Source organism: uncultured Maribacter sp. (assembly GCF_947496775.1).
GTDB lineage: Bacteria > Bacteroidota > Bacteroidia > Flavobacteriales > Flavobacteriaceae > Maribacter_B.
The window spans coordinates 128,297-141,438 of record NZ_CANMDU010000005.1 but is presented as its reverse complement, the minus strand read 5'-3'; the positions used below and the strand labels follow the sequence as shown (position 1 = coordinate 141,438).

Genomic DNA, 13,142 nt, shown 5'->3' with positions numbered 1-13,142 from the left:
GAGTCCGTTCTATTGTAACGGTGGTTAGTAATTGTCAGTAATAGTATTTCAATAATTCTTATTCCATTTTCCCCAGTTTGGCGGTTCTTTCTGTCATAAGGGGTATGGCTTTATCTAGGATTGCCCATTTGAATGTAAAACACACCAGACGGTGGCAAAATTTCTGTCAGCTCCTCCTGCGATAGTATTTTGAAGGGAATTAGTCATCAATTTAGTTGAGTAATCATTTGTTCCTACAATTTTAGTCCAATGATTTTGGATTCTAAATCCAATTTAGACTCGAAGTTCCTATTAATCTTTAGCATTGTTGGGCTTAGTGTTTTTTTTCAGGTCGTAGGTTAGGATTTCAAGTCCATCATCAAATGATTCTTTTTCAATCAATTTTCCAACTAATGAAGTCTTAGAATTCCCAAAAAGAGGAATTCCATTTCCAAGTATTATCGGATTTAGTTTCAGTTTCAACTGGTCGATTAATCCATGGTCAAGAAGCCAACCAGCAAATTGTCCGCCACCACAGAGGTAAATGTCTGTTTTAGATTTTTCTTTGATTTCTTTTATTCTTAGAATCGATTTTTTTTCAATTCGGACGTTTTCGGCAAGATTCTCAATTTTAAGTGTTTCTGAAAAAATGTGGTGTTCCATATGCGGATATGCCGGTTGCCCAGGAACCAACCCAAATTTATAACCAAATTCATATGTTCTGCGTCCCATTATCACCGTTTCGAAATCTAGTAAATCAGATAAGTATTTTTCTACTCCTTTCCCAGTAGGAACGAACTTACTTATATCATCATTGGCTCCTGCAATATATCCATCAAGAGATATAGCTACGTAATAAATTATTTTTTGCATTACTTAATTGTTTTATTTTTTTTGTTCTAAAGCAAAATTTAGAAGATTTAACGGCTTCGTAAATAGAAAAAGGGTATTTGGATTAACATAAAATGCCCTTTGTTTTTTACTTCAGTTCTTTGTTGTCTTTTAGTGCTTTTTCTTCCTTTCTTTTCATTCCGAATATAAATCTCATAGCATTATAGGGGCTTATGAATAGATGGTAGATTATGATGATGATAAAAAAGCAAACAAATATTAAAAACAAAATTTTCAATGAAATTTCATCTTTCGTTTGAACAACATAATATGCTAAAATAACAATTACAGTTTGATGTAAAATATAAAAAGGATATACTGCTGTATTCATATAATTGAGCAATTTATTATTTTTATTAAAATACCTTTTTCCATACCCTAAACTTGAAAACACCCACATCCAAGAGTTAAAATTTAGAAGACCAATAAAAAGATAGGTTTGTGGTTTCTCAATCCAATTCACCCAAATGTCAAAAGGCTCCCAACCATTCCATCTCAAAACATTTATTATAACAATAGAGAAAAAAGCAAACTTTAAAAACAAACGTCGTTTGTCTTTAAGTATTCCCATTACTTGTTGAAATCTACAGAATAGTAATCCAGCAATAATAAAGAATATAAAAAAGGAATGTCTTGCTATATCATTTATCAAATCGTGAGTAGTTTTATAATGGACTGATAAAAATGTATAAGGAAGTATTGCGACAAAAACGAAAACAAATATTGAATTAGGCTTTTTAAAAAAAGTGTTTAGAGCTAGTATAAGCTTATTCTTCTTTTGCAAAGCGTAAAATAGTGGAATAGATAATATGTTATAACAAAATAAATAAGGAATAAACCATAAATGTAACCAATGAAAATTTCCGTTTGGCCACCATTTAAATTCTAAAAATGATTGATAAAATTCAATATAATTTTGGTCAATTCCTTCTAATTTTCGTTCAAAATATATTTGAGGAGCGACAAGAATGAATGTCCAAATAATCGTAGGGATTATTAAACGTATAAATCTTTGGATAGTGAATTCTTTCCAGTGCAAGCGTTGCATAAGAATGTAAGAAATATATCCAGAAATAAAGAAAAGTAAAGGCATTCTAAAAAATGCCATCCAATAGTTAATTTCTAATAGCATATTGCTTGTTTCTGCATTTTTGATATGCCAGTTCCATTCAGCTACAAAAACCATAAAAACGTGGTAAACAAACATCATTAAAATAGCTATTACTCTTAATGAATCAATGTAATAATATCTACTAGTTTTCATTCCTTATTTTTTTGTCAAAAATAAGTTGGTTTGGGTTTATTAGGCTTGTTTTGTGATGATTGACAAGCTTTTGTGATAGAAAACTAGTCTTGTTTTAAGTGCTTCATTATCAAATTAAAATGTTTAATCATATTCCTTGAAACTGGTACGATATGATGATTTATTTTTAATTGGTAACCTTGTGCATTTCCTTTAATATTTTCTATGTAATTAGAATTGACAAGATATGAACGATGTGTTTTAATTATGTTTGGATATATTTTAAAAAGGGTTTCCAAATTTTTTAATGTACTTCTGACTAACTTTTTATTTTGAGATTTTTTATTAAGATATATTTCTATATAATTCCCTTCTGATTTGGCGAACATAAATAGGTGAATCTCTATTTCAAAATCATTGATTTTAATTTTAGCGTCTACTTGATTAGTTGTTTTTGGAGTATTATTAAGAGTAATATTTAAGGAGCTTGCATTATTTTTATGTTTGGCATTTAGCCTATTGAAATTAAAAGGGGTTAAAATAATAACGAATAAAGAACCTATTAAAAAGGTATTCCTAATTTCGTCATATAAATAATATAAAGACCAATTGTTTTTATTTTCATAAATAATATCTCTAATTAAAAATTGAATTAATCCAACAGTTAGAAAAAAAATGAAAATGAAAACTGCTTCTTTTGCAATGTTCCATTTGTTTTCTAGTTTAAGTAATTTATAAACTATAGAAATAGTAAACAGAACGAAAACAGGAGTTATCGAATGAATTATTGAAATCCAAAAATAATTCATCTTATGTTCAGAATATTCAACATTAAATGGCTCAAAAGCATAATTGAAAAAAAAGGTCATAAAAAAAAACAAAGAAATTATTATTTTCAGACTCTTCCTCTCGTAATAGTATGGATATGGTTGTAATAAAAAAGTTGATATGCTATTTTTCAAACTTGAAGATTCTTGATTTTTTGCATTAAAGACAACGGTTGGACTAAGTGGTTAGTACGGGATTAAATTAACATTTATTTTCGGATTAGCACTTAGCCAAATCTTTTTATTTTGTTTTAATTTTTCATTCTTAAAGCCAAATCAAAAAGATTTAAAGCACTCTATAACAACACACTAAACTTTGGTTAAGCATTAAAACTCGTATTAATATTAGCCATTGTAGGCAATAGTTTTTATTACTTCAGATTCTCCTATTTTTCCAGAAATCATATCCATAGTTTTTCCTGAATGCAAAAGAACTTGATTTTCAAAAAAATGTTCGGCAATCCTTCCTCTTCCTTTCACATTATTTATATAGCTAAGAATATTTCCATTCTTTAGGTCAATGCAATAATCAACCCCCCAATTATTTTTAATCGTAGATGATGCAGATAAAAAAATTAAATCTTGAGATTCAGAACTAAAAATTTTTCGAGAAATATTATTCGGTTTATCTTCAAGTTGTTTAAAATCTATTTGCCAATTCTTTGTGTTAAAATTATTCGAAAAGCTATACAAGATATTTTCAGAAGATAAAAGCACAAATGTTTTTTCTCTACTAAGAAATTTGATTTTTTCAATTTTACCAATTACATCTATTAGTATTTCATCAGTTTCTCCAGTTTCAAAAGAGAAACAAAAGATACATTTCTTTTTGGTTTCACTCGGTACATAAAACTCGTTTTTAAAACGGATAAATGTTCCTTTACAAATGCGCAATTCTTTTTTTGGTAGTTCTGTTTTTTCAAAGTTTCGTAGGTCTAAAGAAAAAAGTTTTTTATTGTAAACATCTAATAATATTCTATTATTTCTCTTGTCAAATATTGAATCGTATACTAAATAATCTTTGGTAGAGAATATTATTTCTTCTGTTTTGATATTAAGAATGATTAGTTCAGTTTTATTTGTGCCTCTATGAGAAATCCATTGACTTTTTAGTATTAAAAGTTCGGAATTATCAGAAATAGTAATTGGCTCCCAATCTTCATATTCTTGCAATAAGCGTGAAGTCTTATTGTCAAAGTTTAAAAAAAATAATCCTTTTCCATTAAAAGATTTACCTTTTTCAATTAATGCAGTTTTGTTTGTTCGATTTACTATCATTCTTTGAGCTATTGTCAATGACTTGGTTTATAAGTAGTTGCGCGTTAAAGTTATGAACTTAGCAAGTACGCGTCAAGTTGAAAATCCGCGAGGATTTTCCGAGTAGGCTAGAACCAAGCAATTATTGTTACACTGTGTTGGCAATGTTATTTTCTTTTATAATAGACTTGATTTCCTTTAGAAACAACAAATTCTTTGCTTAATTCCAATTTGGGAAGTTTAAATATTTTATCATTAACAGAATGTTCTTTTGTTTCTTTTAGTGTCATTGTTATTGTCATCATTCCATCTATTCTTTTAATAATCTTTAATGGTAAAGAATTCGATAATTTTAAATATTCTGACCACATATCATATTTATGATTACTATATAATGTCGAGTCCATTTTTAAATAATCTGAATTAAAAAAATACTCATAAGTACCTGTTTCCCATTCTACAATAACTTTAGAACATTTTATGTCAAGGATAACTTCATCTGTTTGTTCTACTGTGATTTTGGGCTTTTTGTCTTTTAGTTCTGTTTCCACATCGATTTCAGCTATAATCGCAGGAACTAAATCTGATTTTTTGTCTATTGTTAAAATCTCATTCCTTTCTGATAAGTAGACAACTTTAATTTTTTCTTTAGTCGGTTTACTCAAATAGTTGCCGTTTTTATAGGTAATCAACGTTTCTTCGAAGAACTTTCCACTTCTCATCATTTTTTCTTTTGTCATTCCGAATTGTTTTGAGAATTTTTTCGCAATTATGATGTCATTTTCATACACAAGTGTTCCCTCAAAATTTTGACTGAAACTTAAAACCGGAATTAAAAATAATAGTAGTATAGTATTTTTCATTAACGTGTCTTGTCCTGAAATAGGTTGACCTTTTTTGTGATGATTAAAAGGATAATAATTCCAGATTATTTTTATTTTTTCGATACAATTTGTAGTCTATATTTTGTTTTAAGTGAACCTTGTTTAGTGTGCTTAAATTGAGACTCCAATGTGTTCTAAAATTGTTGTAAATAAAGATAGCCTTTTTAGCTATTTTTTGTGCAAGTTTAGTGTTTTTAATTGTTTCTTTTAGTGCATATTCATATTTGAGTGTTTTGTTAATTCGTTCGGCTACTGCGTTTTCATCCGGGTCGTATTGCTCAGTCATACTCAAAGTTAAGTTGTTATTTACTGCAAATAGGGTATAGGTAGGGTTGCAGTATTGCAAACCTCTATCGGAATGATGAATTAGCTTTTTATCAGGATATATTCTGTTTTTAAGAGCCATTTTCAGTGCTTCTAAGCAGAGTTCCGTTCTCATATGGTTATCTATTTTGTATCCCATGATTTGTTTTGAATATGCGTCCGTAACTAAAGCGAGATAATTATGACCGTTTTGTGTTTTGATATAGGTGATATCAGTAACCCAAAGTTGTTCAACTCTGGTAGGTATTTTATTTTTAACAAGGTTTTTGTATTTGTAAAAATGATGTTTAGAATTTGTTGTTATATGATATGTTTTGTTTTTCTTAATGAGTAGTTTATGGTTTCTAAGGAACACAAAGAACTTGTCTCTACCTATTTTTATATTGTGTTTTTTGAGTTCATTTTTTAAATGGTCATGTAATTTTTTATCACCAGTTTGTTGTCCAATTTTGTTTCTACAATCACGCACCAATTGTATCATAATTTGTTCATTTATTTCTTTATTATGATGTGATTTTAGTCGTTTATAAAAGGCCTGTTTGCTTATCCTAAAACATGTAGTTAACCATTTTCTTTTAAACGGTTTTGTTTCTTTTTTTGAATCTCGTCTGCTAATGTTTTGGGCAATGACTTTTTTGACATATCGACACCAGTAATTAGTTCCATGTCTGCAATGATATCTTGTTGGAAGTCTTTTACGAATTCAAGTTCTTCAATCTTCTCTTTAAGTTTTTTGATTTACTCATAATTTATTATTTTAAGTAGGAATTCGTGATGTACTTCGTAGTTCATCTTTTTTACTCATACCAATTTTCTTTTGTTCTAAGGTACTGTATTTTTTCATCCAGTATTGAATGGAGCTTCTAGAGACTTGATATTTATTTGAAGCGTGATTGATGGATATTTGCCCATTATGAATTTGGTCAATGATTAAAAGTTTGAGTTCAAAGCCTACTTTTTTGTAGGTCTTTTTTGGGCAGGGTGCTTTTTTGTTTTCTTCCATTGGTGACTAAATTTGATTAATTTTTTAGTCAACCTATTTCAGGACGATGCAGTTTTTATTATGTTCGTTAATATACATAGTTTACAAAAGTTATAGATTAGCGTTTACACTAAGTTAGTTTCTAATCTTACTGATTGTTCTTTCTTTCTAAACACCTGTTCATCAAAGAACCCTAAAAATACGTTTCTATAAAACACCCTCCAAATACCATTACCAATCTCTAGGGCACCGATATGTTTACCTTGGAGCGAAGCGGAAAGGTAAACCCAATTGTAGGCCTTCCATCTGATGGCTCCATTTTGTGTAACTTTTAAGACTTTCATTTTAGAATCGTAATCAAAGTGTTGGATTCTTTCGGGGAAAGGTCTTGTTGAAAATTCATGTACTGAAGCGGGTGTTTTCATGTCCAATGCTTCATGAGGTCTTAGGTTGTTATATTCTTTTACAAAGCTGTTTAAGCGTCTTTGTTGCGCTTTCATGTCATAAGCTGAAGGATTGGCACAGGCGGCCTTTAAATCCCTGTGCATACGTTCATGCCGTCCGTTCTGTTCAGGGTGTGCCGGGTCTGAAAATACAGGCATAATTCCGAGTTCTATGAACCAATACGATAATCTGGTAAATCGTTGTATCGCGGCCACGGAACCAAATGGACTTCCATTGTCAGTATGGATTTGTTTAGGGATGCCAAATTTCCTAAAAACCCTTTTGAATTCTGCTTTTCGTAGAGGGAAGCTTTTTAATTAATAAAGTAAAACTCCTTCTGTATGTATAGTAGATTATCAAAAAGTTCTGAATCTTAGAAAGGTTCTAATTTAAGGGTTAACTTAAATTTTTACACCACATTTATTATAACATTGCCTTTTTTATGACCTTCTTCTACGTACTCGTGAGCTTTTTCTGTATCATTCAAAGAATAAGTTCTATCAATTATAGCTTTAAAATTTCCAGTTTCAAAATAGGTTTTTAATTTTTTTAAATAGCTTAGTTTTATTTTTAAAAAACCATCATCAACGGATGCATAACTACCATTGGATGTAACTGCAGTTTTAGACGCTACTTTTAAACGTGATGTTTTGTTTTTTCCGACTGCATCTAAAATGAAATCATATTTTTCTAATTTATTGATTGCCTCTTTAGATGTGTAATCAATGACTTTAATTGCACCAAGTGATTTTACTAAATCAAAATTTTTATTGCTACAAACTGCTGTGACTTGAGCTCCATGATATTTGGCAATTTGTACAGCAGCTGTACCATTAGAACCAGAAGCCCCATAAATTAAAACTTTTTGTCCTTTTTTAATATTTGCATTCCTCATAAAATGCATGGCTAATACTCCTCCGTAAACAATTGCTACAGCCTCTTGATGGCTAGCATTTTTAGGTTTAAGGGCTATTTCTCCTGATTCTACTTCTTTTATGGATACGCATTTATATTCTGCATAAGTTCCTCTACTTACTCCCGTAAAACCATATACTTCATCTCCAAGTTTAAAGTTAGTAATGTTATTAGTTTCTTCTATTACACCAGAGAAAACCAAACCAAGTATAGGGTTTCGTGGTTTTGTAAATCCAATAAATACACGCATTCCAAATTTCATTAACTGCTTCATAGGAAAACGATGTCCTCCAGGCACTTTTAATCCACGAAGAAGACAATCACTTGCAGTAACAGCAGTTGCGTGTATTTTTACTAATATCTCATTTTCTTTTGGAATGGGTTTTTTGACTTCTGTTAATTTTAAGACATTCGGCTCCCCATATTTTGTGCATAAAACTGCTCTCATTTTTTTCATGATTTCTATTTATTTTAATTCTTGGAACTCCAATGCCGCGTCAGCCAGTAAGTTTATAATGGTGTTTGGTGAGATAAAAGAACCTTCTATTCGCAAAATATTGTCACAATCTTCTAAATCATAATTCTATTCTAACTCCAAGACAAATTATCTAGCAGGGGTTTTATTTTGTCAACATCCTTTGTAGTCCTAACCGAAGTCTTAAATGCCTGAATTATTCCTATTTTTATTTTCTTTCTCAGTGCAAAAAACAATAATTGTTTACCATTTGTTTTTTCGTCCATCAAAAGTAGAGATGAGAGATGTATAAGACTAGAAGGGAACAATCTGATGCTAGGACAAATCAATCAATTTTCGATAATCAACTGGTGTTATACCTTCTTGTTTTTTGAATAAACGGGTAAAATAAGATTGGTCATCAATTCCCAATTCTGAGGCGATTTCTTGAATAGAAAGATCTGTTTGAAAGAGTAAAACTTTGGCTTCATTGATTAATGATTCTCTAATCCAAACGGAGGGAGATTTTTGGGTAATCAATTTGATTGTTTTATTTAAATGATTAGGGCTAATATTAAGCATAGAAGCATAATCAGAAACCTGATGTCGAGTATTTATATTTTTGTGAAGTAATTCTATAAACCTATTGGTTAACGTGACCGCAGTTCTATTTTTGTGGTTTAAAAGTGGCTGATAATCAACATTTAAATCGCAGAGTGAAGCGATAAGATGAGATTGAATGATAAGTTTATTATGTAGTCCATTGGTTGTGTATTCATCCAGAATTCTGCGTAAGGCATGGACTAAATATTTTGCCGATTGGTTTTTAAGTTTAATAATAGGGTTGCCCCAAACAGTCAAAAATTCGAATGATGTCAATAAATCCTGACTACCAATTTGTCCTATTAAAAAATCATCGCTAAATCCACAAATAAAACCTTCTCCTTCTTTTCCTTCATTGTAGTTTTCTACGCTATGACTAAAAACCTTTCCTGCTGGAATGACAATACATTCATTTTTATGAATTCTAATTGGTTGAAAGCCAGCTTTCATTGCTAATACACCACTTGTTAGAAAGATGAGTGAATGTGTTTTTGCCTTTACTGGGGGAACGGGAGGCTGAGAAATTTCAGTTAAATCTTGTAAACTTGCAATATAGAAGTCTTCGTAACCTTGTTTGAAAGTATCATTTCGTTTTGAACCAAAGCACATGTAAGATTCTAAAAGTTCATTTGGTTTGAGGGTTTTTATTTTTGATTCCATGTGTTCTATTTTTTGTCTGCTTGCCGCTAACGGACTTGTGTATGAAACGTAGCGTACAAAAAAGACACTAAATTTTCGGATTAACACAGAGCCTTCCCGAAGCTTCGGGATTATATTTTGTTTTTAATTTTTCCTTTTTAAGAGCCAAATTAAAAATTTGGCGGACTTTCTAAATAAACACAAACCCTTTGGTTAAGCACCTTATTAGCTATGTTTTATACACCGTGTTGGCAATAGTTGTTTTTTAGCAGGAAGAACAACTTCCTACTTTATGTTTTATAAATAATTCTTTATCCGTTTTGCCGGATAAATAGAATATTAATTCAATTCCAGCGTAATGAGTTGAAGTTCCAATCAACATATCAAGTCGATTATCACCATTTAAATCTCCAATCCAATAAAGATAAATTCCACCTTCAAATCCTCCAGATGGAAAGGAAGTAATATCCATTTTCACAATACTTTCATTAGTATTTCCAGAAGCAACTCTTAATTCATAATTTTCTATTTTCTCAAAATATGGAAACTCGTTATTTTCAGTTTCAATTAACTTGCCTTTAGCGTAAATTGAATAACCTCGGCTTTTTTCTTCGTTTTCCGAGTTAGGAACAGAAAATATTATGGTTTCTCCAGGATACATTTTCCTATTAATCCATCTACCATTTGTTGAGTCCTTTATTGAATTCAATCCTTTGATTAGAAATTTTGGTTGAGTAGTGTTGTCGGAATTGTATTTTTTTATTTTGAAATTAGTTATCAAATATTTTTCTTTTTCATAAACAGCGAAGTAGTCAGAAAATTCAATTTTACTTTCATCTATTTCACTCCATTCATAGCAATTCATAAGCATTACATTTATGGGCTTGTTGTTTTCTAAATTTTGAGAGTAGGTATTGCTATAAATAAATAATGAAAAAATCAGAAATCTTACATTCATAGTTCAATTTAGGGTTTAATGCTAATTATTTCCAACGGTTGAATATAAATCACTAGTAATCGATATATCATTTATATGCCTAATCTAATTAATCTTTATGATAAGGAAAGAAAATTCTTTAGAAAAATATAGAATGGGCTTGTTTTTTTAAGAAATCTTAAAATTTAGGATGGCAGACTAAGGATAAATTTTAACTAGCGATACGCTACTTATTAGTATTACCTAGAATTATATAAATGACTTATCCGTGAACGGTTTCTTTGTTTCCAAGGTTTTTCATTATTGTAGCTTCATAGGTAAGTAAATCTTGCCATTTTTTATTTACTTCTTCGGTATCGCCATATTCTCTGGCAAATTGTAGGAACATGGTGTAATGTCCGGCTTCACTTACCATTAATTTATGGTAAAATTCAGCAAGTTCTTTATCTTCTAATTCTTCGGAAAGAAGTCTAAAACGTTCGCAACTTCTGGCTTCAATTAAAGCGGCATAGAGTAATCTATGTATTAACTGCGTGGTGCGACTACCACCTTTTGGAAAAAATTTAATCAAAGAAAGGACATATTCATCCTTGCGGTCTCGTCCTAATGTTTTTCCGCGCTCTAGAATACGATCATGTACCATTTTAAAATGTCCCATTTCCTCTCTAGAAAGAGCAATCATTTCCTTTACCAAATCTGGATATTCAGGAAAAGATACAATTAAAGAAATAGCAGTACTTGCTGCCTTTTGCTCACAATAGGCATGGTCGGTTAATATCTCATCTATATTCTTCTCTACTATGTTTACCCATCTGGGGTCCGTTGGTAATTTTAGTCCTAACATATGCTTTAATTATATTTAAATGAACGGAAACAGTTTTAGTTTTTTTTGGATAAAGGCTTTAGTTTATATCCATATCAAATTCTTGCCTAAGAAGGTCAACGATTGGGTTTTTCTGTCTTAATTTTTCGTATTTCTCTTCTGGGGTAAAGGCAAATTTTGTTTCTGTAGTTTCGTTAACGGTAATTTTTAATTCTATGAAATAGTTATTTAATTCTTTTTTTAAGTGTTCCATGAGTTCGTATTGTTCACGTTCCACTTCTTTTTTCATAGTATTATTAGGGAGTTCTATCCAAATAGTTGTTTGGTTTCTTAATTTAGGAACATCGGCATTTAAGTTAGAGGCCAATATTTTTTGTCCTTTCGCGTCAATTACATCTACAAATGCTGCCCATAATTTTTGCATTTTTTCTTCTGGAAAAGCGTCTCTTGGTAATTTTGCTTCATCAACAACATTCTCCTTTCTATTTAACTCGTGCTCTTTTTTGGCTTTAAGACTAGAAATAGATAGGCCAGAAACTCTTTTTATAGGATTTTTTAAATCTATCTTTTTAGGGGAAGGGGGGGGCGTAGTTTTTTGCTCTTCTATTATCGGGGTTACTTTAGATATTATGGCTTCTTTAGTTTCAGAGGTAGGTGTTTTTTGCTCAGGTATAGTAGTAGCAGTATTACTCTTTATATTTTCAAGGGTAGAACCATTACTTTTGGCACGAAAAAAAGAGGCAGGAGCAATAAACTCTATAGTTTTATTGTGTAATGCTACGGATTCGGGATTTTTTTTTTCTCCATCAAAATTGATAGAGGATAATTTCATTAAAGTAAGTTCTACAAGTAACCGCTGATTTTTACTGGTTTTGTATTTTAAATCACATTCATTAGCAATATTCAGTGCCTGTAAGAGGAAAGAACCTGATGCTTTCTTTGATTGTTCTAAATATTTCTTTTTGGTTACTTCTCCGACTTCTAATAAGGCAATAGTATCTTGGTGTTGGCATACCATTAAATCTCTAAAGTGTGATGCTAACCCACTTATAAAATGATGCCCATCAAAACCTAAAGAAAGTGTTTTGTTGAATAGAATAAGAGATTGCGGAATATTGTGTTCTAAAATATAATCAGTAGCGGAGAAATAAGTGTCGTAATCTAATACATTTAAGTTTTCTGTAACTGCCTTTCTAGTAAGGGTATTTCCGGAAAAACTTACTACACGGTCAAAAATAGAAAGGGCATCTCTCATGGCTCCATCAGCTTTTTGTGCAATGATATGTAAGGCTTCTTCTTCAGCTGCAATACCTTGGCTTTCTGCAATATATTTTAAGTATTCGGCCGCATCTTTAACGGTAATTCGTTTAAAGTCGAATATCTGGCAACGAGATAATATAGTTGGTATTATTTTATGCTTTTCGGTTGTTGCTAAAATAAAGATAGCGTGCTTAGGGGGTTCTTCTAGTGTTTTAAGAAAAGCATTAAAGGCAGATTGCGATAGCATATGTACCTCATCAATAATATATACTTTGTATTTTCCTACCTGAGGAGGAATACGTACTTGGTCAATAAGACTACGAATATCATCAACGGAATTGTTTGATGCGGCATCTAGTTCAAAAATATTAAATGCAAAATCTTCATCATCTTGTTGGTTACCGTCTTGGTTAATTTGCTTAGCTAGTATTCTGGCACATGTAGTTTTGCCAACACCTCTAGGGCCACAAAAAAGTAAAGCTTGGGCTAAATGGTTACTTTCTATAGCATGTAGTAAAGTATTAGTTATAGCCTGTTGACCCACTACATCTTTGAATGTTTTAGGTCTATACTTACGTGCTGATACTATAAATGGTTCCAAATACTTTTTTATTAGATTATATGACTTTACCAAAGTACTAATTACAAATATAAAAATAGCTATAGATTTTGTACCTCAT

The 13,142-nt window shown here is 30.8% G+C and carries 13 protein-coding genes; all 13 read right to left on the bottom strand.

Annotation, left to right across the window (positions count from 1 at the left end; genetic code table 11):
* Positions 1-291: 291 nt before the first annotated feature.
* Entirely contained in the window at positions 292-852 is a 561-nt protein-coding gene (locus tag Q0856_RS10040; RefSeq protein WP_298504626.1) for a dihydrofolate reductase family protein, read from the bottom strand.
* 106 nt (positions 853-958) lie between these two features.
* Positions 959-2,134, bottom strand: coding sequence for an acyltransferase family protein (locus tag Q0856_RS10035; RefSeq protein ID WP_298504624.1), 1,176 nt, complete (start codon positions 2,132-2,134; stop codon positions 959-961).
* A gap of 83 nt (positions 2,135-2,217) precedes the next feature.
* Positions 2,218-2,982: a LytTR family DNA-binding domain-containing protein gene (locus tag Q0856_RS10030; RefSeq protein ID WP_298481288.1), complete on the bottom strand. Its 765-nt coding sequence runs from the start codon at positions 2,980-2,982 to the stop codon at positions 2,218-2,220.
* A 303-nt stretch (positions 2,983-3,285) separates the two neighbouring features.
* Positions 3,286-4,218, bottom strand: a complete 933-nt coding sequence (locus Q0856_RS10025; RefSeq protein WP_298504622.1) for a hypothetical protein — start codon at positions 4,216-4,218, stop codon at positions 3,286-3,288.
* Positions 4,219-4,364: 146 nt separating this feature from the next.
* Positions 4,365-5,060: a hypothetical protein gene (locus Q0856_RS10020; RefSeq protein ID WP_298504619.1), complete on the bottom strand. Its 696-nt coding sequence runs from the start codon at positions 5,058-5,060 to the stop codon at positions 4,365-4,367.
* Positions 5,061-5,103: 43 nt separating this feature from the next.
* Positions 5,104-5,952, bottom strand: a complete 849-nt coding sequence (locus tag Q0856_RS10015; protein WP_298504823.1) for an IS3 family transposase — start codon at positions 5,950-5,952, stop codon at positions 5,104-5,106.
* A 210-nt stretch (positions 5,953-6,162) separates the two neighbouring features.
* Positions 6,163-6,408, bottom strand: a complete 246-nt coding sequence (locus Q0856_RS10010; RefSeq protein WP_298504617.1) for a helix-turn-helix domain-containing protein — start codon at positions 6,406-6,408, stop codon at positions 6,163-6,165.
* A 104-nt stretch (positions 6,409-6,512) separates the two neighbouring features.
* A complete protein-coding gene (locus Q0856_RS10005; protein ID WP_298504615.1) occupies positions 6,513-6,989 on the bottom strand; it encodes an integrase core domain-containing protein in 477 nt (158 codons plus the stop codon).
* A gap of 251 nt (positions 6,990-7,240) precedes the next feature.
* Complete coding sequence (locus Q0856_RS10000) at positions 7,241-8,203, bottom strand: NAD(P)-dependent alcohol dehydrogenase (protein WP_298504613.1); 963 nt, start codon at positions 8,201-8,203, stop codon at positions 7,241-7,243.
* 333 nt (positions 8,204-8,536) lie between these two features.
* Positions 8,537-9,463: an AraC family transcriptional regulator gene (locus Q0856_RS09995; protein WP_298504612.1), complete on the bottom strand. Its 927-nt coding sequence runs from the start codon at positions 9,461-9,463 to the stop codon at positions 8,537-8,539.
* A 244-nt stretch (positions 9,464-9,707) separates the two neighbouring features.
* A complete protein-coding gene (locus Q0856_RS09990; RefSeq protein ID WP_298504610.1) occupies positions 9,708-10,400 on the bottom strand; it encodes a hypothetical protein in 693 nt (230 codons plus the stop codon).
* A 241-nt stretch (positions 10,401-10,641) separates the two neighbouring features.
* On the bottom strand, positions 10,642-11,223 hold the full coding sequence (locus tag Q0856_RS09985) for a tRNA-(ms[2]io[6]A)-hydroxylase (protein ID WP_298504609.1): 582 nt from the start codon (positions 11,221-11,223) through the stop codon (positions 10,642-10,644).
* Positions 11,224-11,281: 58 nt separating this feature from the next.
* Positions 11,282-13,063 (bottom strand): DNA polymerase III subunit gamma/tau, encoded by a 1,782-nt coding sequence (locus Q0856_RS09980; RefSeq protein ID WP_298504607.1) that lies wholly within the window; start codon positions 13,061-13,063, stop codon positions 11,282-11,284.
* Between the last annotated feature and the right edge of the window lie 79 nt (positions 13,064-13,142).

What these genes read in the sequence shown, in the direction of transcription:
- Q0856_RS10025 (WP_298504622.1), bottom strand. Translation starts at nt 4,218, where the DNA reads ATGATAGTAAATCGAACAAACAAAACTGCATTAATTGAAAAAGGTAAA.
- Q0856_RS10010 (WP_298504617.1), bottom strand. Translation starts at nt 6,408, where the DNA reads ATGGAAGAAAACAAAAAAGCACCCTGCCCAAAAAAGACCTACAAAAAA.
- Q0856_RS10035 (WP_298504624.1), bottom strand. Translation starts at nt 2,134, where the DNA reads ATGAAAACTAGTAGATATTATTACATTGATTCATTAAGAGTAATAGCT.
- Q0856_RS09995 (WP_298504612.1), bottom strand. Translation starts at nt 9,463, where the DNA reads ATGGAATCAAAAATAAAAACCCTCAAACCAAATGAACTTTTAGAATCT.
- Q0856_RS10040 (WP_298504626.1), bottom strand. Translation starts at nt 852, where the DNA reads ATGCAAAAAATAATTTATTACGTAGCTATATCTCTTGATGGATATATT.
- Q0856_RS10000 (WP_298504613.1), bottom strand. Translation starts at nt 8,203, where the DNA reads ATGAAAAAAATGAGAGCAGTTTTATGCACAAAATATGGGGAGCCGAAT.
- Q0856_RS09985 (WP_298504609.1), bottom strand. Translation starts at nt 11,223, where the DNA reads ATGTTAGGACTAAAATTACCAACGGACCCCAGATGGGTAAACATAGTA.
- Q0856_RS10030 (WP_298481288.1), bottom strand. Translation starts at nt 2,982, where the DNA reads ATGACCTTTTTTTTCAATTATGCTTTTGAGCCATTTAATGTTGAATAT.
- Q0856_RS09990 (WP_298504610.1), bottom strand. Translation starts at nt 10,400, where the DNA reads ATGAATGTAAGATTTCTGATTTTTTCATTATTTATTTATAGCAATACC.
- Q0856_RS10005 (WP_298504615.1), bottom strand. Translation starts at nt 6,989, where the DNA reads ATGCCTGTATTTTCAGACCCGGCACACCCTGAACAGAACGGACGGCAT.
- Q0856_RS10020 (WP_298504619.1), bottom strand. Translation starts at nt 5,060, where the DNA reads ATGAAAAATACTATACTACTATTATTTTTAATTCCGGTTTTAAGTTTC.